This is a genomic window from Streptomyces sp. CA-210063, from assembly GCF_024612015.1.
Classification (GTDB): Bacteria; Actinomycetota; Actinomycetes; order Streptomycetales; family Streptomycetaceae; genus Streptomyces.
Map to the genome: position 1 here is coordinate 9,538,309 of NZ_CP102512.1, position 23,922 is coordinate 9,562,230.

At 72.2% G+C, this 23,922-nt stretch carries 21 protein-coding genes and 1 riboswitch; of the genes, 10 read left to right on the top strand and 11 right to left on the bottom strand.

Annotation, left to right across the window (positions count from 1 at the left end; genetic code table 11):
• Position 1: 1 nt before the first annotated feature.
• The 6 genes from JIX56_RS41855 to JIX56_RS41880 form a co-directional block, all read right to left on the bottom strand.
• Positions 2-622, bottom strand: a complete 621-nt coding sequence (locus JIX56_RS41855; RefSeq protein WP_257548937.1) for a hypothetical protein — start codon at positions 620-622, stop codon at positions 2-4.
• Positions 619-2,442: an alpha/beta fold hydrolase gene (locus JIX56_RS41860; protein WP_257548939.1), complete on the bottom strand. Its 1,824-nt coding sequence runs from the start codon at positions 2,440-2,442 to the stop codon at positions 619-621. Before JIX56_RS41860 ends, JIX56_RS41855 begins: the two co-directional genes overlap by 4 nt.
• 242 nt (positions 2,443-2,684) lie before the next feature.
• Positions 2,685-2,972 (bottom strand): hypothetical protein, encoded by a 288-nt coding sequence (locus JIX56_RS41865; protein WP_257548940.1) that lies wholly within the window; start codon positions 2,970-2,972, stop codon positions 2,685-2,687.
• A 248-nt stretch (positions 2,973-3,220) separates the two neighbouring features.
• Positions 3,221-4,633, bottom strand: a complete 1,413-nt coding sequence (locus tag JIX56_RS41870; RefSeq protein WP_257548942.1) for a phytoene desaturase family protein — start codon at positions 4,631-4,633, stop codon at positions 3,221-3,223.
• A 225-nt stretch (positions 4,634-4,858) separates the two neighbouring features.
• Entirely contained in the window at positions 4,859-6,205 is a 1,347-nt protein-coding gene (locus JIX56_RS41875; RefSeq protein WP_257548944.1) for a sensor histidine kinase, read from the bottom strand.
• 99 nt (positions 6,206-6,304) lie between these two features.
• A complete protein-coding gene (locus JIX56_RS41880) occupies positions 6,305-6,994 on the bottom strand; it encodes a response regulator (RefSeq protein ID WP_257551425.1) in 690 nt (229 codons plus the stop codon).
• A gap of 254 nt (positions 6,995-7,248) precedes the next feature.
• Between JIX56_RS41880 and JIX56_RS41885 the strand changes: the two genes are divergently transcribed.
• Positions 7,249-7,578: a response regulator transcription factor gene (locus JIX56_RS41885; RefSeq protein ID WP_257548945.1), complete on the top strand. Its 330-nt coding sequence runs from the start codon at positions 7,249-7,251 to the stop codon at positions 7,576-7,578.
• Between the two features lie 87 nt (positions 7,579-7,665).
• Here the strand turns inward: JIX56_RS41885 and JIX56_RS41890 are convergent, their stop codons facing one another.
• Complete coding sequence (locus JIX56_RS41890) at positions 7,666-8,454, bottom strand: IclR family transcriptional regulator (protein ID WP_257548946.1); 789 nt, start codon at positions 8,452-8,454, stop codon at positions 7,666-7,668.
• Positions 8,455-8,610: 156 nt separating this feature from the next.
• Between JIX56_RS41890 and JIX56_RS41895 the strand changes: the two genes are divergently transcribed.
• The 8 genes from JIX56_RS41895 (at position 8,611) to JIX56_RS41930 (ending at position 18,128) form a co-directional block, all read left to right on the top strand.
• A complete protein-coding gene (locus JIX56_RS41895) occupies positions 8,611-9,948 on the top strand; it encodes a gluconate:H+ symporter (protein WP_257548947.1) in 1,338 nt (445 codons plus the stop codon).
• A 36-nt stretch (positions 9,949-9,984) separates the two neighbouring features.
• A complete protein-coding gene (locus tag JIX56_RS41900; protein WP_257548948.1) occupies positions 9,985-11,316 on the top strand; it encodes an enolase C-terminal domain-like protein in 1,332 nt (443 codons plus the stop codon).
• Positions 11,317-11,432: 116 nt separating this feature from the next.
• Positions 11,433-12,647, top strand: a complete 1,215-nt coding sequence (locus JIX56_RS41905) for an MFS transporter (RefSeq protein WP_257548949.1) — start codon at positions 11,433-11,435, stop codon at positions 12,645-12,647.
• Positions 12,648-12,784: 137 nt separating this feature from the next.
• Entirely contained in the window at positions 12,785-14,047 is a 1,263-nt protein-coding gene (cbiE, locus tag JIX56_RS41910; protein ID WP_257548950.1) for a precorrin-6y C5,15-methyltransferase (decarboxylating) subunit CbiE, read from the top strand.
• Positions 14,044-14,793, top strand: a complete 750-nt coding sequence (gene cobM, locus JIX56_RS41915; RefSeq protein ID WP_257548951.1) for a precorrin-4 C(11)-methyltransferase — start codon at positions 14,044-14,046, stop codon at positions 14,791-14,793. Before cbiE ends, cobM begins: the two co-directional genes overlap by 4 nt.
• Before the next feature lie 465 nt (positions 14,794-15,258).
• Positions 15,259-16,314: a FecCD family ABC transporter permease gene (locus JIX56_RS41920; RefSeq protein WP_257548952.1), complete on the top strand. Its 1,056-nt coding sequence runs from the start codon at positions 15,259-15,261 to the stop codon at positions 16,312-16,314.
• A 42-nt stretch (positions 16,315-16,356) separates the two neighbouring features.
• The gene (locus JIX56_RS41925) at positions 16,357-17,124 is read left to right on the top strand and encodes an ABC transporter ATP-binding protein (RefSeq protein WP_257548953.1); all 768 of its coding nucleotides are present in this window, start codon (positions 16,357-16,359) and stop codon (positions 17,122-17,124) included.
• An 8-nt stretch (positions 17,125-17,132) separates the two neighbouring features.
• A complete protein-coding gene (locus JIX56_RS41930) occupies positions 17,133-18,128 on the top strand; it encodes an ABC transporter substrate-binding protein (protein WP_257548954.1) in 996 nt (331 codons plus the stop codon).
• On the opposite strand, the gene JIX56_RS41935 is transcribed toward JIX56_RS41930, so the two are convergent.
• Positions 18,125-19,276 carry a cobalt-precorrin-5B (C(1))-methyltransferase gene (locus JIX56_RS41935; protein ID WP_257548955.1) on the bottom strand — a complete coding sequence of 384 codons (1,152 nt, stop codon included), beginning with the start codon at positions 19,274-19,276 and terminating at the stop codon, positions 18,125-18,127. The genes JIX56_RS41930 and JIX56_RS41935 overlap by 4 nt on opposite strands.
• 18 nt (positions 19,277-19,294) lie before the next feature.
• Here JIX56_RS41935 and JIX56_RS41940 point away from each other — a divergent pair, with 18 nt between their 5' ends.
• Entirely contained in the window at positions 19,295-20,041 is a 747-nt protein-coding gene (locus JIX56_RS41940) for a cobalt-precorrin-6A reductase (RefSeq protein WP_257548960.1), read from the top strand.
• Between the two features lie 17 nt (positions 20,042-20,058).
• On the opposite strand, the gene JIX56_RS41945 is transcribed toward JIX56_RS41940, so the two are convergent.
• The 3 genes from JIX56_RS41945 to cobG all read right to left on the bottom strand — a co-directional run bounded on the left by JIX56_RS41945 (position 20,059) and on the right by cobG (position 23,682).
• Positions 20,059-21,549: a precorrin-2 C(20)-methyltransferase gene (locus JIX56_RS41945; RefSeq protein WP_257548961.1), complete on the bottom strand. Its 1,491-nt coding sequence runs from the start codon at positions 21,547-21,549 to the stop codon at positions 20,059-20,061.
• Positions 21,546-22,223 carry a precorrin-8X methylmutase gene (locus JIX56_RS41950; protein WP_257548962.1) on the bottom strand — a complete coding sequence of 226 codons (678 nt, stop codon included), beginning with the start codon at positions 22,221-22,223 and terminating at the stop codon, positions 21,546-21,548. The genes JIX56_RS41945 and JIX56_RS41950 overlap by 4 nt, the downstream gene beginning before the upstream one ends.
• Before the next feature lie 76 nt (positions 22,224-22,299).
• The gene (gene cobG / locus JIX56_RS41955) at positions 22,300-23,682 is read right to left on the bottom strand and encodes a precorrin-3B synthase (protein WP_443031962.1); all 1,383 of its coding nucleotides are present in this window, start codon (positions 23,680-23,682) and stop codon (positions 22,300-22,302) included.
• Positions 23,683-23,771: 89 nt separating this feature from the next.
• Positions 23,772-23,847, top strand: a riboswitch (cobalamin riboswitch).
• Positions 23,848-23,922: the final 75 nt, after the last annotated feature.

Here is a 23,922-nt window from a genome sequence, read left to right on the forward strand (position 1 = left end):
GTCAGGTCCTCACTTCGGTCTTGGCAGGGGCGAGCGGGGTGAGGGGAGTGCTCGGGGCGTGCGGGTCGAGGGGCACGAAGGGGGAGACGAACATGAGCTGGGGGCCCTGGCGCATGTCGTATCCCGTGCTGGAGGCCAGGGCGAACTGGAAGCCCCTGACGTCGTCGGCCGACGCGTCCTCGGCCGCGATACGGGTGCGTACGTGCTCGGAGATCAGCCGGTAGCCGGGGGTGTGGGCGGCGGCGGTGAAGCCCTGGTCGAGGCGGGGCAGGATCTCCTGGCACGCGTCGAAGACGGACTTGTCGGCGCGGCGGGTCGGGAACCAGACCAGGTGCAGCGGCTTGCGCTCCTCGATGCCGCTGGCGTCGCGCCAGCCGGAGGCCGCGCCGTCGCCGCTCACCGTCCGGTACAGGAAGTGGAAGTCGAACATGGCCGGGTGCGGTGCGAAGAACCGCCAGTTCGGCAGCAGGGAGAAGTGGTCCCGGGAACGGACCCGGCCGAAGTGCTGGTGGGGGTGCTGGCCGGCGAGGGTCAGCAGGAGCAGGGCGGCTCCGGCGATCCGCCAGGGGGCTCCCTCACCGGTGAAGGCGCTCTTCAGCCGGAGACGGGGCAGGGACGTCATCGGGTGGCCTCCTTGCGGGGGGCGGGGCGGGACGGACGGGAGGGGCCAGAACCGGGGGAGCGGCGGTCGGGGGCGCCGAAGAACGCGACGACGCGGTCCGTCACCTGGTGCGCGTAGCGGCTGTTGATCAGCATGCTCTCGTGGGTGGCGCCCTCGATGACCACGGCCTCGCTGCGCGCGCCGACGTGGGCCTCGGCGAGCTCCTTGTGGAGGAGAAGCTGTTCGGGGTTGGTGTCCACGGTCCGCTGGGCGGAGATCACGAGCGCGGGTACGCCCTCGATCCGGGCGAGCGCTCCCTTGAAGGACGCGAAATCGTCCCGTACGGCCTTCCATTCGCGGCGTGCGGCCTCCCACATGCGGGCGTCCGCGTACTGCGCGAAGACCTTCTTCCGGTAGGCGTAGGGCAGTTCGGTGATCCAGACGGGACGGGTGAGGAGGGCGCCGGTGCCCAGGCGCAGTGCCCGGCTGACCGAGGTGAAGTGCTCCGAGAGACCCTTCTCCACCTGGCTCAGTCCGCCGGCGAACTGGCCGGGGTGGGAGGAGTCGAGGTAGACGATGCCCCGGAGCCGGTCGCCCAGGTGACGGGCGGCGCGGCGGGCGATCTCGCCGCCGATGGAGTGGCCGACGAGGATCACCTCGCGGTGCGGGGCGACCGCGCCGTTCACGAGGTCGACCAGGTCGTGCACGGACTCCGACAGCCGGTACGGGCTGGTGGCCTCCCGGCGGCTGCCGGCGTATCCGGCGCGGGCGTAGGCGACGATGCCGTACCGGGTCTCGTGGGCCAGCCGTTCGGAGATCCAGGCATAGTGCTCGCTCGTCGACAGCAGTCCACTGGCCAGGACGACGACCGGCTGGTCGGGGTCGCCGGGCGAGTACTCCTCGTACTGGAGCCGGTTTCCGTGCCGGGTCGTCAGCATGCGGGAGGAGTGCCAGCCCTCGGTGGTACGCAGCCGTCGCCGTACGGCGGTCACGGCCGCCGCGGCGGTGCCGCCCGCGAGTGCGACGAGCGCGGCCTTGACGGCACGGTCGTCACGTCCGGCGACGGCGGCGTGGGACCGGGGGGTGCTGGTGTAGGCGACCAGGGGGTGGAATGCGGGGAAGGCGGTCACGAACCGGCTCAGGCCCATGAAGTAGCCGTTGGCCACGTGGAACGCCGCGGCACTGGTGATCATGGAGCGGGTCAGTGTGCCACCGCGGGCGTAGGCGAGCGGGAAGAGGCACTCCAGCGCGAGCACGCTGTGCGTGAGTGCCTTGGCGGTCTTCGGGTGCTCCTGGGTCCAGCGGAAGATGCCTTCGTGACCGTACGTACGGGTGCGCATCACTCCGCCGAGCGCGGAGGCGTCCCGCCAGGGCTTGCCGAACAGCTTGACCCAACCGGACACCGCGTACGCCATGTTGGCCTGGAGGGCGGCGTACCACACCAGTGCGTCCTTGGCCGCAGGCGAGGGCGCCAGACGGGCGGCGCCGGTGGCGATCTGGACCAGTGTGGCCACCTGGTCGGAGCCGTCGCCGCCGTAGTGGTGGCGCGGGGCGAGCACGGCGGAGGAGGCGCCCAGGAACAGGTTGCCCGCGCCCCGCCACCGGGAATTGCCGGGCAGCAGCATGCCGACGGCCACGGCGGAGCGGGCCACGTGCAGGGCGGTGGTGGTGTGCACTCCGCTGACGCTGTCGACCAGACGGCGTGTCAGGGGGCCGGCTCCGGCGAGGTACTGCCTGGCCACCTCCCAGTCGTTCATCCCTCCCTTCTCGATGTCCTTGCGCTGGGTCAGGTACTCCAGGGAGGACTGCAGACTGGACACGGCGGCCAGCCGCTCGGACATGCCGATGGCGCGATCCCGGCCGACCGGAGCCGGTCCGAAGACCGCCGAGGTGATCCTTCCCGGAATTACGGAAGGAATTTTTCCGGTGAATTTCACGGGCCCCTCTTTCGTGGTAACCTCTGATGGATTTCTTTGCCTCAGGGCACACTGCCGGGCCAGAACACGACTCTGGCCCGGCAGTTTTCATGTGCTTTCTCGATCAGTTCCTAACAGCCGCGGGGAGTGAGGCTGTGCGGAGCGGATCAGACGCCGCCCACGGCCGCGGCCTGGGCGTTCGCGGCGTTGGCGATGGCCTGGTTGGCGTCCGCGGCGGCGTTGTTCGCCTCCACGGCGCTGGCCGCGCCGACCACCTGGGCGACGCCGCCGCCGACCTGGGCCAGGTCCGCCAGACCACCCAGTGCGGCGAGGGCGTTGGCGCCGTTCGCGACCCGGCCGATGCGCGGGGTACCGAGGGTGGGACGGGCGGACGCGAGGATGACACCCTCCACGGGGAGGTCCATACGGTCCATTGCCTTCGCGATGATGCTCATTCGCTTTTTCCTTTCGGTGTGACGGCTTCTTTTCTACTGCTTCTTTTCTGCTTCTTCTTTTCGAGGGCTTCGGGGAACCTTTTTCCGTGCCCTTCGAGAAAGAACACTACGGGCGCCCACAGGGGCCTCACATCCTGAAAATTGCCGAATCTGCGAGTGACGGGGTTCACAGTGTGCGGGCGGCGCGAAAAAGGCCCGGACCATATGGTCCGGGCCGTTCGAAAAGGCGGTTCCGAAAGCGGGATTTCTCAGCGAAGCCGGCGCAGCGCCGACGCGGCCGCGTTCGCGCCGCACATGCCGTGGGCGCCGGCTCCCGGTGGCGTCGCAGCGGAGCAGATGTACATGCCCGGCACGCCGGTGCTGTAGGGGTCGAGCGCGGCGCGGGGGCGCAGCACGAGCTGGAAGGCGGTGTTCGCCCCGGCGATGATGTCACCGCCGACGTAGTTCGGGTTGTACTCCTCGAAGCCGGCCGGTGAGCGGACGGCCATGTCCAGGACCCGTTCGCGGAATCCGGGGGCGAACCGTTCGATCTGTGCGACGACCGCTTCCGTGGCGTCTCCGTCGTAGCCGTGCGGCACATGTGCGTACGTCCAGACCGGGTGGACGTCGCCCTTCGAACGCCGCGGATCGGCCAGGTACTGCTGGCCGACGAGGACGAAGGGCCGCTCGGGCATGCGCCCGGCGTGGATCGCCCGCTCGCCGGCGGCGACCTCCTCGTAGGTCCCGCCGAGGTGGACGGTGCCGGCCCGGCGGGCCGCCTCGTTCGTCCAGGGCACACCGCCCTCGACGGCGAAGTCGACCTTGAAGGCGCCGGGTCCGTGACGGTACCGGCGATAGGCGCGGGCCACCCGCGCCGGCAGCCGGTCGCCCAGGATGTCGGCGACCGCGCGCGGCGCGAGGTCGAAGAGGACCACGTCGGCCGGGGGCAGGTCGGCCTGGGAACGCACCCGCACACCGGTCTCGATCCGGCCGCCGAACTCCGCGAGCCGAGCCGCGAGCGCGTCGCTGATCGCCCGGGAACCGCCTGCGGCCACGGGCCACCCGTGGCGGTGACCGGCGGCGATGATCGTCAGGCCGACCGCGGCGCTCGCCGGCCGGTGGAACGGGCGGAACGCGTGCGCGGCCACCCCGGCGAAGAGTGCGCGGGTGGTCTCCGCCCGCCACAGCCGGGCCACCGCGGCGGCGGGCAGCAGGGCCTGCGGGCCGAACGCGGCCAGGCGCAGCGGATGCTTCGGCACATGACCGAGCGGCTGCATCAGGTCCTCGGCGAGCTCGTCGTAGCCGTCCGCGAGCGGCCGGAACACCCGCCGCCAGTTGCGTCCGTCCCCACCGTCGAGGCCGTCGGCCGTCTCCTCCACCGACCGGTGCAGGACCCCGGCCCCGCCGGAGTCCAGCGGATGCACGCAGTCGATGTCCGGCAGGCGCCAGGTCAGGCCGTGGCGGCCGAGGTCGAGGCCGCGCAGGAACGGGGAGCCGACGGTCATGGGATGGGTGGCTGAGCAGTGGTCGTGCAGGAGTCCCGGGGTCAGCTCGCTGGTGCGCGTGCCGCCGCCGATGGCGTCGGCGGCTTCGAGGACGGTGACCTCGACACCCTCCCGGGCGAGAAACGTGGCGGCCGCGAGTCCGTTCGGACCACTGCCCACCACGACGGCCGTACTCATGTGCCTCCTGCGTCGCCTCGAAAAACGGGCACCGGTCGGCCGGTTCGCGAAGCGGTGAACGGGAAAGTGGTGGACCGGGCCCTCGCAAGGGCCCGGTCCGGGCCGTTTCACCACTCTGCGGGACGTGAGAAGGCCGTCCCGGCGCCTTTTGGGTCTTCGACACATTAGAGGGCGGGCCCGCTCCGGCGCGATTCGCAGAATTGCCTAATTCACGCCCTGGATCGCCTAACCCGCATCCCAGTTCATGTCCGGCTCGGGCTCCGTACGGGCATTCGGCCTGGCGTGGCGTCCGTGGTGCGGGCGAGCGGGCGGAACCGGGGCGGCGGACCGTTCGGCGTCGCGCTGGAGTTCGGCTTCGGTGAGCACCGGGAAATGGGCGATGAGCCACCAGCCGCCGTCGTCGGCGGGGCCCGCCGTCAGGGAGCCGCCGACCGCCTCCGCCCGCTCGCGCAGACCGATCAGACCGTAGCCGCCGTGGCCTCCCGTGGGACGGGAGCCCCGACGCTCGGGCCCGTCGTTGTACACGTCGACCCGGAGCAGATCCTCGCGGGTGCGGTGGACGCGCACCGTCGCCTGGGTGCCCGGCGCGTGCCGCCGTACGTTGGTCAGCGCCTCCTGCACCACGCGATGGACCGCGGAGCCCACCTCGGGCAGCAGAGTGCTTCTCCGGGCCGCACCGGTGACCTCCAGCTGGGCGGTGGATCCGTCACCCTGGCCGCTGAACGACGAGACCAGTTTGGTGAGTTCGGCGTACGGCTCCTCCGGGCGCTCGATGGTGGTCTGCTCGCCCTCCTCGCGCAGTACCCGGATCAGGCGGCGCATGGAGTCCATGGTCCGCTGCCCGGCTTCGGCGATGTTGCTCAGGATGGGGCCGACCTGGTGGGGCGAGCTCTCGTGGATCACACCGGCGGCGTGTGCCTGCGCGATGATGCCCGTCACATGGTGGGCGACGAAGTCGTGCAGTTCCCGGGCGAGTTGGATCCGCTCGGCGAGCCGTACTGCGGCGATCGTACGGCTGCGCCGGGCGTCCAGGGTGCGCAGGTAGCAGCCCGCTCCGACGGCCCCGCCCACGGCGAACGTCAGCAGGAACGGGTAGGTCAGGGTGATTCCGGTGCCCCCGGTGCGCAGGGGTTCGTCGATGATGCTGGCCCCCATCGCGGCGGCCAGTGCGAGGGTGATGCCGGGCCGGGTGACGTTGCGGCAGGTGCGGGCGAGCAGGACCAGCATGCACGCCGTCTCCAGCAGCCCCCATTCGGGCAGGGCCGCCCCCATCAGCAGGGTGACCAGCGTCACCGTCGTCGAGACGGCCGCGCAGACTCCCGCCCGCCACTCGGTGCTCAGCCGCGGTTCCGGCACGAGCACCAGCGCCAGGGCGAGCGGGCCGGTCACGAGGGGCAGCCAGTCGACGGGGCCGCGCTGCTGTGACCCGATGATCCCTATGTCGAGCAGCCACAGCACACCCAGAGCCGGGTAGAGGGCGCGGTGGTTCAGCCGCCGCGCGGGTAACCGAGAGGGGCCGTGGTGCGGCTGGGTCGCTCGTGCCGAAAGTGCCGCGAGTGACGAAGTTGTCATACAACCGGAGGTTAGGCATGCCCGTGCCTGTCTCACAGGTGGTGGATCGATCTGTGGGGAGGGACACAGATCGACGACAGGACCTTCACGGAACCACCGTCAGTGTGCCGTCCGGACCGTCCCGTTGGCCCAGGCCCACGCGGCCACCTCGACGCGGTTGCGCACGCCGAGCTTGTGGTGGATATGGCCCAGGTGCGTCTTCACGGTGGACAGGGACAGGCACAGCTCGTCGCTGATCTCCTGGTTGGTGCGGCCCACCGCGACCAGCCGGGCGACGTCCAACTCCCGGGCGCTGAGCGACGATTCGGGCACACCGGTGCCGTTCGCCGGCGCCGCCGCCCGTTCCTCCAGCCGCTTCAGCAGCCGGACCGTCACGGCGGGCGAGACCAGCGCGTCACCGCGCGCCGCCGCCCGCACCGCCTCGACCAGCAACGCGGGCGTGGCGTCCTTCAGCAGGAAACCGCAAGCGCCGTTGCGCAGCGCCACATCGAGGTAGTCGTCCTGGTCGAAGCTGGTGACCACCACGACCTGGGTCGGGTACATCGCCCCGGGGCCGGACAGCAGCCGGGTCACCTCCAGCCCGTCCAGCTTCGGCATACGGACGTCCACCAGGCACACATCCGGCCGCAACGCGCGCGCCAGCTCCACGCACGCGAGCCCGTCGGCGGCCTCTCCGACCACCTCGATGCCCTCCTGGGCGTCGAGGATGAGGCGGAATCCGGCCCGGATCAGATCCTGATCGTCGGCGATCACTACGCGCGTGGGGGTGCTGCTCACGCGGCCGAGCATGCCACGGATCACGTGGCCGCTCCGGCAGTCCGCGGAAAGCCGGCGGTCCGAATGGCTGTAAGGACCGAGCGGTTGGCGCGTTCCTGACGGCCGATCCTCGTCAGGGCGGAAGGACCGAGGTCGATCGGCCGATGGCTACCACCGGGTATCGGTCGAACGGTCGATGGCCGGGACCCGGGTGTCACGGAAGAGTCACAGCGCACCAGGCGGACGATCTCGTGGGTCCTCGACCCCCTTCGAACAAGGCAGGCACCATGACAGTGGACACCTCTGGCCGACTCAGCACCCGGGAACTGGAGATCCTTCTTCTGGCGGCCCACGGTATGTCGGACGCGGACATGTCCCAGGAGCTGTCGATCTCGCCCCGCACGGTGGCTTCCCATATGCGCAGCATCCGGGAGAAGTTGTGTGCGAAGAACCGCACGCATCTCATCGCGATAGCACTGCGCCTGGGAATCCTCGCGCTGCGGACGGACCGGACCGACCGCATGGGCGGTTCGAGGTGGCCGGACCGGCTGGACCGGCTGGATGAAACGTTCCGCTTGACGGGGCTGAGCGGCGGTCGGGCGCAGCCTGTCGCCTGAGCCGCCCTTGCCACGGCACCCCGGCGTCGGACGGCGCACCGCTGAGGTGGAACCGACCCGGTGCCGGGCGCTCGCCGTCCTCGCCGCTCAGCGCCAGTCGGGTGTGCCCGAGGCCGGCGGCAGACGGGATTCGATCGTCGCTCGTACCTCCCGCATCACCGAGATGATGTGGGCCTCGTGTTCCCCGGTCAGCCGGGCCACCGGGACCGAGCAGCTGATGGCGTCGGTGGCCGGGGTGTCGTACCGCAGGGCGAAGCCGAAGCCGGCGATGCCGGTGACCGTCTCCTCGCGGTCGATGGAGTAGCCGCGCTCGCGCACCCGGGCCAGGTCGGCGAGCAGCGCGGTCCGGCTGGTGTGCGTGTTCTCCGTGAGGGCGGTCAACGACTCGTCGGTGAACGGCAGTTCGTCGTCGGGGCGCTCGGCGAGCAGTGCCTTGCCGAGGGCGCCGGCATGGGCCGGGACGCGGCGGCCGACCCTGCTGATGGTGCGCAGGTACTCGTGGGACTCGCGGGTGGCCAGGTAGACGACGTCCGGGCCGTCGAGCCGTGCCAGGTGGATCGTCTCGCCGAGCGCGTCCGACGCCTCGTCGAGGTACGGCCGTACCGCGCGGATACGCCGGTCGCCGTCGAGATAGCTGGTGCCGGTGAGCAGGGCGCGGATCCCGATGCCGTAGAGGGAGCCGGTGGCGTCGGTGCGGACCCAGCCGCAGTCGACGAGGGTCTGGAGCAGCTGGTACATGCTGCTGCGCGGCACATCCAGGTCCTCCGCGAGTTCGTCCAGGCGCGAGGGCCGCTCGCCCCGCGCGGCGAGCAGTTCCAGCAGCGCGACGGTCCGCGCCGCCGACTTCACGCCACGGACACCTCTCCCCTCCGACATGGCGCTCATCGTAAGTCCGCGGCAATCCATGCCGGTTCACCCATTGACCGTCTCCGTTCACACCCTTAACGTCCATCTGCATACGTGGACAGCATCTGCATACAGGGATGGATCTCACCAGCTCGCCGCCCCGCACCGGTTCAAAGGAGAACTGTCATGCCCCTGCTCGTGGTGGGGATCAGTGTGCTGATCCTGCTGCTGCTCATGACCAGGCTGAGGCTGAACGGCTTCGCGGCCCTTCTGCTCGTGGCGGTCGGCGTCGCACTGGTCCGGGGAATCCCGGTGGCGACCATCCCCGACGTGCTCTCCGAGGGCATCGGGGGCCAGATCGGCGACACCATGCTCACCATCGGACTCGGTGCCATGGTCGGGCGGGTGATGGGGGACTCCGGTGCCGCGCAGCGGATAGCCGGAAAGCTCCTCGACGCGTTCGGCCCCCGCTGGGTCCAGGTGGCCATGGTGGTCACGTCCATGTTGATCGGCGTGACCATGTTCTACGAGGTCGCCTTCATCATCATCGTGCCCATCGCGTTCACCCTGGTCAGGGTCACCGGGGCGAAGCTGCTGTGGGTCGGTCTGCCGATGTCCATCGCGCTGTCCACCATGCACAGCTTCCTGCCGCCGCACCCCGGCCCCACCGCCGTCGCCGCGACCTTCCACGCCTCCGTCGGGCTGACGCTGTTCTACGGCCTGTTCATCGCCGTTCCCGCCGGTGCGCTCATCGCCCTGACCTGGCCCCGGCTTCCCTTCGTCAGGGCGCTGGACCCGGCCATCCCCAAGGGCCTGGTCACCGAGCGCGAGTTCACCGACGAGGAGATGCCCGGCCTCGGCTGGTCGCTGTTCGTGGCGCTCTTCCCCGTGGTGCTGATCGTGGCCGCCGCCGTGACCGACATGGCCACCTCCACCGAGAGCCCGCTCCTGAACTCCGTCGCCTTCCTCGGCTCGGCACCGATCGCGCTGCTGCTCACCCTGTGCCTGGCGATCTGGGCGTTCGGACCGCGGATCGGCCGGAGCCTGGAGGAGGTCGGCGCCTCCTGCACCTCGGCGGCGAAGGCGATGGCGATGATCCTCCTGGTGATCGGCGCGGGCGGGGCCTTCAAGAACGTCCTCGTCGAAGGCGGGATCTCCGACTACATCAAGGACGCCACGGACAGTTGGTCCATCTCGCCGATCGTCCTGGCCTGGCTCGTCGCCGTCATCCTCCGTATCGCGCTCGGCTCGGCGACGGTCGCCGTCGTCACGGCCTCCGGCGTGGTGCTGCCGCTGCTGGCGGGCAGCGGGGTCCACCCGGAGATGATGGTGCTCGCCGTCGCCTGCGGTTCCATCGCCTGCTCCCATGTCAACGACCCCGGATTCTGGCTGTTCAAGGAGTACTTCAACCTCTCCGTCATCGAAGCGATCAAGGTCCGTACCAGCTATACGACCGTGCTCGCGATCCTCGGCCTGGGCGGTGTCCTGGCGGCCGAGTGGGCCCTCGACGTCCTCAGCCTGTAACCCGACTCATCCATGACACAAGGGACTTGGACCAGCATGAGCAGTCAGCCGACCGTCACCGAGTACGCCGTCTACCCTGTCGCCGGCCGCGACTGCATGGAGCTGAACCTCTCCGGCGCCCACGGCCCGTACTTCACCCGCAACGTCGTCGTCCTCAAGGACTCCGAGGGCCGTACGGGACTGGGGGAGGTGCCCGGCGGCGAGAAGATCACGCAGACGCTCCGCGACGCCGGACCCCTCGTCCTCGGGGCGAAGGTGGGCGACTACAAGCGCGTCCTCCGCGAGATCGGCGACCGTTTCGCCGACCGCGACGCCGGCGGCCGGGGCGCCCAGACCTTCGACCTGCGGACCACCGTCCATACCGTCACCGCCGTCGAGTCGGCGCTGCTCGACCTCCTCGGCCAGCACCTCGACGTGCCCGTGGCGGCGCTCTTGGGCGACGGGCAACAGCGGGATTCCGTACGGGTGTTGGGCTACCTCTTCTACGTCGGCGACCCCGACCGGACCGATCTGGAGTACGTCCGCGAACCCGACGTGGACGCGGAGTGGCACCGGATCCGACACGAGGAGGCCCTGACCCCGGAGGCGATCGTCCGCCAGGCCGAGGCGGTCTACGACCTCTACGGCTTCCGGGACTTCAAGCTCAAGGGAGGCGTCCTGGAAGGCGCGGAGGAGGTCAAGGCCGTACGGGCGCTGAAGACCCGCTTCCCCGAGGCCCGCATCACCCTCGACCCGAACGGCGCCTGGTCGCTGCGCGAGGCGATCGAGCTGTGCCGGCCCCTGGTCGGCACGCTCGCCTACGCCGAGGACCCCTGCGGAGCCGAGGGCGGCTACTCGGGACGGGAGATCCTCGCCGAGTTCCGCCGCGCCACCGGCCTGCCCACCGCGACCAACATGATCGCCACCGACTGGCGTCAGATGGCCCACGCCCTGACCCTCCAGTCGGTCTCCATCCCGCTGGCCGACCCGCACTTCTGGACCATGCAGGGTTCCGTGCGTGTGGCGCAGCTGTGCAACGCGATGGGGCTGACCTGGGGCTGCCACTCCAACAACCACTTCGACATCTCCCTGGCCATGGTGACCCACTGCGGCGCCGCGGCCCCGGGCGAGTACAACGCCCTGGACACGCACTGGATCTGGCAGGAAGGGCTGGAACGGCTCACCGTCGACCCACCGCGCATCGTGGGCGGTGAGATCGCCGTCCCTGACGCCCCGGGCCTCGGCGTCCAGCTCGACATGGACCGCCTCCTCGCCGCCCATGACCTCTACCGGGAGAAGGCGTTGGGGGCGCGCGACGATGCCGTCACCATGCAATTCCTGATCCCCGACTGGGAGTTCGACAGCAAGCGCCCCTGCCTGGTGCGGTAGGCCCCCGGATCACCTGGATCCGCGCCTGGCGGGGTGACCGTACGAACTCCGTACCCGTGGTGGCATAGTGGGGCCGCGGACAGCGACTTGTCGGGCGGTCGATCGGAGAGCGGCGGATGCCGAGTGGGCTCATCGCGCTGGCACTCGGCGGGTTCGGCATCGGTCTGACGGAGTTCCTGATCGCCGGGCTGCTTCCCCAGGTGGCGACCAGTTTCGCCGTGTCCGAGGCGGCGGCGGGATGGCTGATCTCCGGATACGCCCTGAGTGTCGCGATCGGCGCGATCGCGCTGACGGCGGCGACGGCGCGGCTGCCGCGCAAGGGCGTCCTGGTCGGCCTGGTGGCGTTGTTCGTCATCGGCAACCTGTTGTCGGCGGTTGCGCCGAACTATCAGGTGATGCTGCTCGGGCGGATCGTCGCGGCGCTGTGCCACGGTTCGTTCTTCGGGATCGGCTCGCTGGTCGCCCGCGGCCTGGTCGCGCCGGAGAAGAAGTCCCGCGCGGTGGCCGTCATGTTCGCCGGGCTCACGCTCGCGAACGTGCTGGGCGTACCGTTCGGCGCGCTGGTCGGTGAACGCTGGGGCTGGAGAGCGGCCTTCTGGGCGGTCACCGCGATCGGTGTGCTCGCGCTGGCGGGCATCGTCGCCCTCGTCCCCGACGACGCGGGAGCGACGCGGACGGCGACAGCGCCGGGCCGCTCCGGTCCGCCGCCGCCCACCGGCTTGCGGGCGCAGTTCCGTGCGTTCCGCTCCTGGCAGGTCTGGCTCACCCTGACGGCCACCGCGCTCGGCTACGGCGGCATGTTCGGCGCGTTCAGCTATATCGCCTACACGTTCACCGAGGTCGGCGGCTTCTCCTCGGCGGATGTGGCCTGGTTGCTGATGGTGTACGGCGTCGGCCTCGTCGTCGGGAACCTGGTCGGCGGGCGAGCGGCCGACCACGACCGTGACCGCGCCCTGGTCCTCGCCCTCCTCGGACTCACCGTCACCCTGGCCGCGTTCGGCCTGCTGGCCGGCAGCGCCGTCGCGTCGGTGATCCTGGTGTTCCTGATGGGAGTGACCGGGTTCGCCAGTGTGCCCGGCCTGATCACCCGCGTCACCGACCACGCCCACGGCGCGGCACTGGCCGCCAGCGCCAACGTGTCCGCGTCCAACATCGGCAACGCCCTCGGCGCCTGGCTCGGCGGCCTGGCCATCACGGCGGGCCTCGGCTACACCGCGCCCCTCTACGTCGGCGCGGCCATCACCCTGACCTCCGTCATCGTCATGGCCGTCGCCGCACACCACGCCAGGTCACCGTCCGTCGCGACGCTGACGAAGGCGGAGAGCCCGTAGGAGGACGTCGCACGTCACGCGGCCGACCCGATGCGTACCCGAGCGGTGTGGACGGGAGGTCGGCCAGTAGAGTGCGCCCCTGTTGTCTCCGGGAGAGGCGACCCCAGTACCGTCCCCGAAATCCGAGGTAGCGAAGAGTGACCCCCGCACGACCAGGACCGACTCCCGCCGTCACCGTCGTCGGGATCGGAGCCGACGGCTGGGGCGGACTCCCCGACACCTCCCGTACGGCCCTGCGCGACGCCGAGGTCCTGCTCGGGGGCCCGCGCCAACTGGACCTGCTGCCGCCGGAGTGCGCGGGGGAGCGGATCGCCTGGCCCTCGCCCCTGCGCCCCGCCGTCCCCGGCCTGCTCGCCGCGCACGCCGGCCGCCGGATCGCCGTACTGGCCAGCGGGGACCCCATGTTCTACGGCATCGGCCGCGCCCTCGCCGAGGAGACGGACGCCCTGCGCGTCCTGCCGCACCCCTCCTCCGTCTCCTACGCCGCCGCCCGCCTCGGCTGGCCGCTGGAGGACGTCGAGATCGTCACCCTCGTCGGGCGGCCCACCGCCCGGCTCGTCGCCGCCCTGCACGACGGTCGACGGCTGCTCGTGCTGAGCGCGGATGCCGACACCCCCGGCGAGGTCGCCGCCCTGCTGCGGGACCGAGGCTTCGGGCCGAGCCGGATGCGGGTCCTCGAACAGCTCGGCGGGGAGAAGGAACGTACGAGCGACGAGAGCACCGCCGACGACTGGGGGCGGGCGCAGCCGCCCGGCGACCCGCTCAACATCGTCGCCGTCGAGTGCCGCCGAGCCCCGGACGCGCTCCGGCTCGGCGCCGTGCCGGGGCTCCCGGACGAGGCGTACGAACACGACGGGCAGCTCACCAAGCGGTATGTGCGCGCCGCCACCTTGGGTGCGCTCGCCCCGGCGCCCGGCGAGCTGCTGTGGGACATCGGCGGCGGGTCGGGCTCGATCGCGATCGAGTGGATGCGGACGCACCCCTCCTGCCGGGCGATCACCGTCGAACGCGATCCGGTGCGGGCCGAGCGCATCACCCGCAACGCCGAACGGCTCGGCGTGCCCGGGCTGCGGGTCGTCACCGGTGCCGCGCCCGCCGTCCTGGCCGAACTGCCGCCGCCCGACGCCGTGTTCGTCGGCGGCGGACTCACCGCGCCCGGCCTCCTCGACGCCTGCTGGGAGGCGCTGCCCGGCGGCGGACGGCTGGTCGCCAACACCGTGACGCTGGAGTCCGAGGCGCTGCTCGCCAACGCCCACCGACGGTGGGGCGGTGAGCTGGTGCGGCTCGCGGTGGCGCACGCCGTGCCCGTGGGCGGCTTCACCGGGTGGCGGCAGGCGATGCCGGTGACCCAGTGGGCCGTACAGAAAACCATCGACCCCGTTCCAGGAGCAGACAGATGACCGTGTACTTCATCGGCGCCGGCCCCGGCGCCGCCGACCTGATCACGGTCCGCGGCGCCCGTACGCTCGCCGCCTGCCAGGTCTGCCTGTACGCGGGCAGCCTGGTCCCGCGCGAACTGCTGGCCGAATGCCCGCCGGACGCCCGACTGGTGGACACCGCCCAGCTCAACCTGGACGAGATCACCGCCGAGCTGGTGCGCGCGCACGAGGAGGGGCACGACGTGGCCCGGCTGCACTCCGGGGACCCGTCCGTGTTCAGCGCGGTCGCCGAGCAGATGCGGCGGCTGGACACGGCCGGCGTGCCGTACGAGGTGGTGCCGGGCGTGCCCGCCTTCGCCGCCGCGGCGGCCTCCCTGAAGCGGGAGCTGACCGTGCCGACCGTCGGCCAGACCGTCATCCTCACCCGGATCGCCAACCGTGCCACCGCCATGCCCGAGGGTGAGGACCTGGCCACGCTCGGGCGTAGCGGCGCCCTGATCGTGCTGCACCTGGCCGCCAAGTACGTGGACCGTGTGGTCGGGGAACTGCTCCCGCACTACGGCGCCGACTGCCCCGTCGCGGTCGTCGCCTACGCCTCCCGGCCCGACGAGCTGATCATCCGGGGCACGCTGGAGGAGATCGCCGGGAAGGTGAAGGAGGCGGGTGTGCTGCGCACGGCTGTGATCATGGTCGGCCGAACGTTGGGTGCGCGGCAGTTTCGGGACAGCCACCTGTACTCGGCGGAGCGGGAGCGGCACGGTTGCTGATGCGCGGGGTTCGTTGTCGGCTGCGGGTGGGTGGGGGCTTCTCGCGCAGTTCCCCGCGCCCCTAAAAAACAGGCCCCTGCGGGCCTGAAGACGACGGCCCTGCGGGCCTGAAAAGCACGGGGCGCAGCCCCTGCTTTTCAGGGGCGCGGGGAACTGCGCGAGCAACCACACACCACCCGCAGTCGCCAACGCACCCAAACCGACCGGGCTCGAAGGCGCCATCGCACCCGGTGTTACGCTGCCACCGCCTCCCGCGGGGGAAGCCGGTGAGAGTCCGGCGCTGACCCGCAACGGTGTGTGCGACGGCCGGACAGTCCGTCGCGCGAGCCCGATCGCCCGTGGGTGGTGCGACCCGTTGACTGCTCGCCGTGGACTGCGAGAGGGGACCGCACGGCCGGCGCGTCGTACGGACCGTTCCTCGACCGACGTCCACCAGGCGGCCCCAGGCGAAGGACCGCCCCGACCGTGCGCCGCAGCCCCGCCCCCAGCCGAATACCCCTGCCCCCGTTGATAGTCGGCATCGGGTCGCTTCTGCTGCTGTCGCTCGTCGGCGGCACCGGTCTGGGAGCCGCCGGGATCGGCTGGGCGGACGTCCTCCGGTTCCTGTGGGCCGGGCTCACCGGTGGCACCGTGCACGCCGGGGACGTCGCCTCGTACACCATCGTCTGGGAGATCCGGCTGCCCCGGGTCCTGCTCGGTGCCGTCGTCGGGGCGGGGCTCGCGGCCGTCGGCGTGGCCGTGCAGGCGATCGTGCGCAACGCGCTCGCCGATCCGTTCGTCCTGGGCATCTCCTCGGGCGCGGCGGTGGGCGCCAACGCGGTCATCCTGCTCGGCGCGTTCGCCGGGCTCGGGGTCTGGGCGCTGTCCGTGTCGGCGTTCGTCTCGGCGCTCGCGGCCATGGCCCTGGTGTACGCCGTGGCCCGGTCGCCGCACGGGCTGACCCCGCTGCGGCTGATCCTGACCGGCACGGCACTGGCGTACGGCTTCGAAGCGGTCACCACGGTCATGGTGTTCGGCGCGGCCCGCGGCGAGGCGGCCCGGTCGGCGCTGATGTGGCTGCTGGGCAGTCTGGGCGGGGCGACCTGGGCGCAGGTGCCGCTCGTCGCCGTGACCGTGGCGGCCGGGTGGGCGTGGCTGCGGTGGCGGGCCGAATCGCTCAACGCCCTCGCCATGGGCGACGAGACCTCGGCCGCGCTCGGCATCCGCCCGGCGCGGCTGCGCCGGGAGCTGTTCCTCGTCACCGCCGCCGTGACCGGGACGGTGGTCGCGGTCAGCGGGGCCATCGGGTTCGTCGGGCTGATGGTGCCGCACATCGTGCGGATGCTGGTCGGCGCCGACCACCGCCGGGTGCTCATGGTGGCCCCGCTCGTCGGCGCCGTGCTGCTGGTGTGGGCGGATGTGCTGTCCAGGCTGCTGCTCGCCCCCGCCGAACTGCCCGTCGGAGTGATCACCGCCGTGGTGGGCGTGCCCGCCTTCCTGCTGCTGATGCGGCGCGGCGGCTACGCGTTCGGAGGCCGCTGATGGCGGGCGGCCCGCTCGTCCCGGCCGGAACCAGGAGGGCCCGTGCGGCTTGACATCGAGGATGTGACGGTCGAGGCCGCCGGGGCCAGGATCGTCGACGACGTCCGACTCACCGTCGACAGCGGGGCGTTCGTCGGGCTCGTCGGCCCCAACGGCAGCGGCAAGTCGACGCTCCTGCGCTGTGTGTACCGGGCGCTGCGCCCGGCCGCCGGCGTGGTGCGGCTGGACGGGGACGACGCGCACGCCATGCCGCCCCGGGCCGCCGCCCGGGTGCTGGCCGCGCTGCCGCAGGAGTCGTCGGCCGAGTTCGACTTCACGGTCGCCGAGGTGGTCGCCATGGGGCGGCTGCCGCACCGGGACCGGACGGCCGCCTCCGACGCGGAGATCCGCGCGCGGGCCATGGACAGGACCGGGGTGGGGCATCTCGCCGACCGGGGGTTCCTGGCCCTGTCCGGCGGCGAGAAGCAGCGCGTCCTGATCGCCCGTGCCCTCGCCCAGCAGCCCAAGGTGCTCGTCCTCGACGAACCCACCAACCACCTCGACATCGCCCACCAGTTGGACGTGCTGTCCCTGGTGCGCGACAGCGGCGTCACCGTGCTCGCCGCCCTGCACGACCTCAATCTCGCCGCCGCGCACTGCGACGTCCTGTACGTGATCGCGGGCGGCCGGATCGTCGACTCGGGCCCGCCCCACGACGTCCTCCGACCGGCCCTGCTCGCCGAGGTGTTCGGGGTCCGCGCACATCCCGTACGGCATCCGGAGACCGGCGCCGTCCAACTCCTGTTCGACCTGCTTCCGCCCACGACCTGAGGACCCCCATGCGCAAGCTGCTCGCCGCCGCACTGTGTCTCGCCGCGACCGCCACCGGATGCGGCGCGACCGTCGAGCCGCCCGGAGACGCCACGTCCTCCCAGAAGGCGGTCACCCTCACCAACTGCGGCCGGAAGGTGACGTTCGACCAGGTCCCCGAGCGCGTGGTCACCAACGACGTCGGGATCACCGAGCTGATGTTCGCCCTCGGCCTGGAGGACCGCATGGCCGGGTTCGCCATGCCCGACGACAAGGGCGATCTGAGCGGTGTGCCGTGGAAGGACGGCTACGACAAGGTGACATGGCTGTCGAAGGACCAGCTCACCAAGGAGAACGTCCTCGACGCCAGAGCCGACCTCGTCTTCGCGGGCTGGAACTACGGCTTCCGCGAGGACGCCGGTTTCACCCCCGACGCCCTGAAGAAGCTCGGCATCCCCTCGTACATCCTCACCGAGTCCTGCCGCAACGGCCGGACCGAGACCTCGCGCGGCATCATGCCGCCCCTGGACGCCCTGTACACCGACCTCACCAACCTCGGGAAGCTGTTCGGCGTCGAGAAACGGGCGGCCACGCTGATCGCCGACTTCAAGAAGCGGATCGCCGGCGTCAGGGCCGAGGCACCCGCGAAGAAGCCCACGGTCTTCCTCTACGACAGCGGCCAGGACCAGCCCTTCACCTCCGGCCGCTACGCCGCCCCCGAGCAGATCATCACCGAGGCCGGCGGGGTCAACGTCATGCACGACGTCGAGGACTCCTGGACCACGGTCGGCTGGGAGAGCGTCGTCGAGCGGGACCCGGACACCATCGTGATCTGCGACTACGGGGACGTGAGCGCCGAGCGGAAGAAGGAGTTCCTGCTCTCCTACGCCCCGCTGCGCGACGTCTCCGCGATCAGGCACCAGCGGATCTTCGTCCTCGACTACGTCGACCTGGTCGAGAGCCCCCGCAACCCGTCGGCCGTCGCCCGTCTCGGCGCCTACCTTCGGACGGTGTCGGAGAGTTAGCGGACCGTGCTGCGTCCCACGATCGTGCCCGCCCGGTCGACGCAGATGACGTCGACCGCGACGGGCGCACCGCGCAGCACGGCCAGGGCCTCGTCGCGGGCCGCCGTCGCCACCAGGTCACCGAGTGGCACCCCGGCCGCCCCGCACAACTGGAGCGCGGCGAGCCCGGTGTTGGCGTCGGCCACCTCGGCGGCCAGCGCCTCGCTCGCGCCGCCGCGCCGGGCCAGTTCGGCGAGGAAGCCCTTGTCGACCTGGGAGCGGGCGGAGTGCAGGTCGAGATGGCCGGCGGCGAGCTTGGAGAGCTTGGCGAAGCCACCGCAGATCGTCAGCCGGTCCACGGGATGCCTGCGGACGTACTTCAGCACCGCGCCCGCGAAGTCGCCCATGTCCAGCAGCGCGTCCTCGGGCAGGTCGTACGCGGCGACGACCGTCTTCTCCGACGTCGACCCCGTGCACCCGGCGACATGGGTGCGCCCGGCCGCCCGGGCCACGTCCACGCCCCGCCGGATGGAGTCGATCCACGCCGAGCACGAGTAGGGGACCACGATCCCGGTGGTGCCCAGGATGGACAGACCGCCGAGGATGCCGAGCCGGGGGTTCCAGGTGGAGCGGGCGATCTCCTCGCCGTGGTCCACGGAGACGGTGATCTCGACATCGCCGGTGCCCCCGTGGCGTGCGGCGACCTCGGCGACGTGGTCCCGCATCATCTGCCGGGGGACCGGGTTCACGGCCGGTTCGCCGACGGGCAGGGGCAGGCCCGGGCGGGTGATCGTCCCGACGCCGGGACCGGCCCTGAACACCACCCCGGCCCCGGCGGGCAGCCGCCGTACCGTGGCCCGGACCAGCGCCCCGTGCGTGACGTCCGGATCGTCTCCCGCGTCCTTCACGATCCCCGCCATCGCGCTCCCGCCGGTCAGCTCCTCGGCCGCGAGCGCGAACGACGGGGTCTGCCCCTTCGGCAACGTGATGGTCACCGGGTCGGGGAACTCGCCGGTCAGCAGGGCGGTGTACGCGGCTGTCGTGGCCGCCGTCGCACAGGCGCCGGTGGTCCAGCCGGGCCGCAGACCGGTGTGCTTGAGTTGGGCCGCACGACCGCCCTTCGCCGCACCGGCGGCCCCACCCGCGCCTTGCTCTGCACCACTGCTCATGAACGGACCCGGACTTCCATGCGCGTACTGATACTCGGCGGAACCACGGAGGCCCGCCGCCTGGCCGAACTGCTGCACGACACCCCTGGCCTGCGGCTGACCAGCTCCCTCGCCGGACGCGTCGCCAGCCCTCGGCTGCCCCCGGGCGAGGTCCGCGTCGGCGGCTTCGGCGGGGCCGAGGGACTGGCCGCCTGGCTGCGCGAGCACGGGGTGGACGCGCTCATCGACGCCACCCACCCTTTCGCCGGGACCATGAGTTTCCACGCGGCACGGGCGGCCGCCGCCACCCATGTTCCCCTGCTCGCGCTGCGCCGCCCCGGCTGGGTCCCGGCAGACGGCGACGACTGGCACGACGCGGCCTCCCTGGAGGAGGCCGCGAAGCTGCTGCCCGCGCTCGGCCGGCGCGTCTTCCTCACCACCGGGCGCATGGGCCTGGCCGCGTTCGCCGCCCTGGACGACCTGTGGTTCCTCGTCCGGTCCGTCGACGCACCCGAGGCCCCGCACCCGGCCCGTATGGAGGTGCTGCTCGACCGCGGCCCCTTCAGCCTCGACGGGGAACGCGAGCTGATGCGCCGCCACCGCGTCGACGTCGTCGTGACGAAGGACAGCGGGGGAGCCGCCACCGCGCCGAAGCTGACGGCGGCCCGTGAGGCCGGGCTGCCCGTCGTCGTGGTGCGCAGGCCGCCCGTGCCCGAGGGCGTCCCCGTGGTGGCGGATCCCGAGGCGGCGGCCCGCTGGGTCGAAGAGCGTCTCACGGCCCGCTGAACCCCGGCAGCCGCCGGTCACCCCTCCGGATAACGGCGCGGTGTCCAGACGATCTCCTCGCCGTTCCCGCGCCGTACGGCCCGGGTCTGCGAGGAGCCGACCAGCAGGATGGTCCGCATGTCGACCTCGGCCGGGTCCAGGTCGGCCAGCCGTACGATCCGGACGCGCTCGCCGGAGCCGCCCACGTCCCGGGCGACCACGACCGGGGTGTCCGGCGCCCGGTGCTCCAGCAGCAGCTCGCGCGCCTTGCCCACCTGCCAGGTGCGGCTGCGCGAACCGGGGTTGTACAGGGCCAGCACCAGATCCGCCGAGGCCGCCGCGCGCAGCCGCTCGGCGATGACCTCCCACGGCTTGAGCCGGTCGGAGAGCGACAGGGCCGCGTAGTCGTGGCCGAGCGGGGCGCCCGCACGGGCGGCGGCCGCGTTGGCGGCGGTCACACCCGGCAGCACCCGCACCGGCACGTCCGCGTACTCCTTCTGCGAGGCGACCTCCAGGACGGCCGTCGCCATGGCGAAGACCCCCGGGTCGCCGCCGGAGACGACCGCGACCCGCCGCCCGCGCCGGGCCAGATCGAGGGCGAACTCGGCGCGCTCCGACTCGACCCGGTTGTCCGAGCCGTGCCGGACCTGGCCCGCGCGCCGAGGCACCCGGTCCAGATAGGTCGTGTAACCGACCAGGTCGTCGGCGGCGGCGAGCGCACCCCGCGTCTCGGGCGTCAGCCACAGCGGACCGGCCGGACCGGTACCGACCACGACCACCTCGCCCCGCTCCCGCGCCTCGGGCCGCTCCGCGTCGACCCGGCTGGGCAGCACGGCCACCGCGAAGTACGGCACCGACTCCGCGTCCACGTCCGCCAGTTCGGCGACCCGCTCCCCGGCCATGGTGGCCCGTTCGACATACCGCGCCTCGCCCAGCCGCCCCGAACCCTCCAGCGCGCTCCGCACCTTGGTGAAGGTCCGACCCAGCTTCATCACCACGGCCGCGTCCGTCGAGGCGAGCCGCGCGGTCAGCTCCTCCTCGGGCAGGGTGCCCGGCAGGATGGTCAGCACCTCCTCGCCCTCGGCGAGCGGGGTGCCGAGCCGGGCCGCCGCGGCGGACACGGACGTGACACCGGGGATCACCTCGGTGTCGTAGCGGCCGGTGAGCCGCTTGTGCATGTGCATGTAGGAGCCGTAGAAGAGCGGATCGCCCTCGGCGAGGACCGCGACCGTACGCCCCCCGTCGAGGTGCACGGCCAGCCGGGCCGACGCCTCCGCGTAGAACTCCTCCATCGCGCCCTTGTAACCGCCCGGATGGTCGGTGGTCTCCGTCGTGACCGGGTAGACCAGCCGCTCCTCGATGTGGTCGGCGCGGATGTGCTTCGCCGCGATCGAGCGGGCGATGGAACGGCCGTGGCGGGCGCTGTGGTACGCGATCACGTCCGCCTCGGCGATGACCTCGACGGCCCGTACGGTCATCAGGGACGGGTCACCGGGGCCGAGCCCCACCCCGTACAGCTTGCCGCTCACTCTTCCTCACTAGCGATCGCGTTGAGCGCGGCGGCGGCGATGGCACTGCCGCCACGACGGCCGCGTACGACGATGTGCTCCAGCCCCGACGGGTGCGCGGCCAGGGCCTCCTTGGACTCGGCGGCGCCGACGAAGCCGACCGGGACGCCGATGACGGCGGCGGGCCGGGGCGCGCCCTCCTCGATCATCTCCAGGAGCCGGAAGAGGGCGGTGGGCGCGTTGCCGACGGCGACGACGGAACCCTCCAGCCGGTCCCGCCACAGTTCGAGGGCGGCGGCGCTGCGCGTGGTGCCGAGCTTCGCCGCCAGCTCGGGGACGGCCGGGTCGGAGAGCGTGCAGAGCACGTCGTTGCCGGCGGGCAGCCGCTTGCGGGTGACTCCGCTGGCCACCATCTGGACGTCGGTGAAGATGGGCGCGCCGGCGCGCAGGGCCTCGCGGGCGCGGGCCACCACGTCGGGCGTGTACCCCAAGTCCCGTACGAGGTCGACCATTCCGCAGGCGTGGATCATCCGGACCGCGACCTGGCTGACGTCGGCGGGCAGGGCCGCGAGGTCCGCCTCCGCGCGGATGGTGGCGAAGGACTGGCGGTAGATGGCCGGGCCGTCCTTCTCGTAGTCGTACGTGGTCACGGTGGTCTTCTCGCTGCTCTCGGTCGTCATGCGGCTGTCGTTCATGCGGCTGTCGTTCGTGTGGCTGTCGTTCGTGTGGCTGTCGTTCGTGCGGCTCGTGGGGGCGTTCCGTTCATGGGGCTCATGCGGTGATCGCCGCCAGGGCGGTGGCGAGTCGGGAGGGGTCGGCCATGGGCGCGGTCCGCGGGTCCTGGCCGGGAGCGGTGAGGGAGAGCTGATAGCCGCCGCCCTCGACGGCGACGACGTCGATCCGTTCGCCCCGGGGGTGACCGCAGCGGCGTTCGCACCCGGACCAGTACAGGGGGAGGCCGGCGCGCCCGGCCGCGGCGAGGCTCTCGGTCGCGTCCGCCCGTACGTCCGCGAGGGACTTGGCGCATCCGGGCCGTCCGATGCAGGCGCCGACGCGGAGCCAGGGGGAGGCGGGGTCGGTGACGAGGCCGGTGGCGGAGAGCCGGGCGAGCGCGTCGGCCGCCTGCTCGGCGTCCAGGCCCGGCGCGGGCACGACGATGCCGCGCCAGGGGGTCAGCCGCAGTTCACCGGCGGGGTCCAGGGACGCCACCTGCGTCAACTCCCGCCACTGGAGGGCCGAGAGCCGGCCGAGCGGGGCGTGTACGGAGAGGGCCGCGCCGACGAGCCCGGGCGGTGGTCCGTCGTCGGTGGCCGACTCGACACTGGCCGGCCCGACACCGGCCGGCCCGACACTGGCCGGCCCGACACCGGCCGGCCCGACACCGGCCGTGCCGGCGGCGTCGATGCCGTCGGCCGCCAGGCGGCGGCGGACCATCTGCGTCAACTCCCCCTTGGAGAGCGGGAGTTCAGTGACCCGCCAGGCCCGGGTGCCGCTCTCCCGCACCGCCTCCAGGAAGGTCTCGGCCGCCGCGAGCGCGGCGCGGGGCGCCTCCTCGCCGGGCACCAGCAGGGCTTCGCCGGCCGTTCCGAGGCTCAGCAGCGCGGCGCCGTGCTCGGCCGCCCGTACGGTCACATCGGCGCCGAGCCCGGCCACGTCCCCGCGCCCGTCGTCGAGTGCGAACAGGAACCGGCCCGACAACGCCCGCGCCCCGTCGCTCGCGCAGAGGGCCGCGTCGAGGGCCGACAACCAGGGCCGTACGTCGCGCAGGCCATGCCCGTCGAGGCCGGACAAGGGGGAGGCGACGATGTTGCGGACCCGTTCGTGCGCGGGGGAGGGGAGCAGCCCGGCCGCGTCCAGGGACTCGGCCAGTTCCGCCCCGCAGCCGTCCGCAAGCCCCCGCAGCTGCACATTGCCGCGCGAGGTGAGATGCAGGTCGCCGTCACCGAGCCGCCGCGCCGCCTCCGCGAGCGCCTCGGCCTGGCGGACGGTCAGGACGCCGCCCGGGATCCGTACGCGGGCCAACGCCCCGTCGTCCGCGGTGTGCAGCCGGAGCGTCCCCGGGCAGGCGTCACCGCGGTCTCGTGGGGCCGCTGTGGCCTGGGAGGATGAACGGAGGGCAGCCATGGACATGGCGGCGAGCATACCTACCGTCATCACGGCTGTATGCCCCGCCCTTTTGAGGCGCCCCTTACTATGCTGCGTGGTGGATCATCCGGTCCACCGACGCCACGACGGCGACAGGGGAGGAAGCCCGGTGTGAGTCCGGCGCGGTCCCGCCACTGTGAGCCCGTCCCCAGGGGTCGGGCGAGCCAGGAACTCCCTTCCCCGACGCCCGGTCCCGGCCGAGCAGGGGAGACTTTCGATCCGACACCGCCCGGGGCGCGGACCCCGAGG

Excerpts from the sequence above, each read along its gene's own strand:
- JIX56_RS41870 (WP_257548942.1), bottom strand. The coding sequence starts at position 4,633 with ATGAGTACGGCCGTCGTGGTGGGCAGTGGTCCGAACGGACTCGCGGCC.
- JIX56_RS41940 (WP_257548960.1), top strand. The coding sequence starts at position 19,295 with ATGCGCGTACTGATACTCGGCGGAACCACGGAGGCCCGCCGCCTGGCC.
- JIX56_RS41950 (WP_257548962.1), bottom strand. The coding sequence starts at position 22,223 with ATGAACGACAGCCGCATGACGACCGAGAGCAGCGAGAAGACCACCGTG.
- JIX56_RS41860 (WP_257548939.1), bottom strand. The coding sequence starts at position 2,442 with ATGTCCGAGCGGCTGGCCGCCGTGTCCAGTCTGCAGTCCTCCCTGGAG.
- JIX56_RS41935 (WP_257548955.1), bottom strand. The coding sequence starts at position 19,276 with ATGAGCAGTGGTGCAGAGCAAGGCGCGGGTGGGGCCGCCGGTGCGGCG.
- cobG (WP_443031962.1), bottom strand. The coding sequence starts at position 23,682 with ATGACGGTAGGTATGCTCGCCGCCATGTCCATGGCTGCCCTCCGTTCA.
- JIX56_RS41880 (WP_257551425.1), bottom strand. The coding sequence starts at position 6,994 with ATGCTCGGCCGCGTGAGCAGCACCCCCACGCGCGTAGTGATCGCCGAC.
- cobM (WP_257548951.1), top strand. The coding sequence starts at position 14,044 with ATGACCGTGTACTTCATCGGCGCCGGCCCCGGCGCCGCCGACCTGATC.
- JIX56_RS41865 (WP_257548940.1), bottom strand. The coding sequence starts at position 2,972 with ATGAGCATCATCGCGAAGGCAATGGACCGTATGGACCTCCCCGTGGAG.
- JIX56_RS41930 (WP_257548954.1), top strand. The coding sequence starts at position 17,133 with ATGCGCAAGCTGCTCGCCGCCGCACTGTGTCTCGCCGCGACCGCCACC.
- JIX56_RS41885 (WP_257548945.1), top strand. The coding sequence starts at position 7,249 with ATGACAGTGGACACCTCTGGCCGACTCAGCACCCGGGAACTGGAGATC.
- JIX56_RS41890 (WP_257548946.1), bottom strand. The coding sequence starts at position 8,454 with ATGTCGGAGGGGAGAGGTGTCCGTGGCGTGAAGTCGGCGGCGCGGACC.
- JIX56_RS41895 (WP_257548947.1), top strand. The coding sequence starts at position 8,611 with ATGCCCCTGCTCGTGGTGGGGATCAGTGTGCTGATCCTGCTGCTGCTC.
- JIX56_RS41855 (WP_257548937.1), bottom strand. The coding sequence starts at position 622 with ATGACGTCCCTGCCCCGTCTCCGGCTGAAGAGCGCCTTCACCGGTGAG.
- JIX56_RS41875 (WP_257548944.1), bottom strand. The coding sequence starts at position 6,205 with ATGACAACTTCGTCACTCGCGGCACTTTCGGCACGAGCGACCCAGCCG.
- JIX56_RS41905 (WP_257548949.1), top strand. The coding sequence starts at position 11,433 with ATGCCGAGTGGGCTCATCGCGCTGGCACTCGGCGGGTTCGGCATCGGT.
- JIX56_RS41900 (WP_257548948.1), top strand. The coding sequence starts at position 9,985 with ATGAGCAGTCAGCCGACCGTCACCGAGTACGCCGTCTACCCTGTCGCC.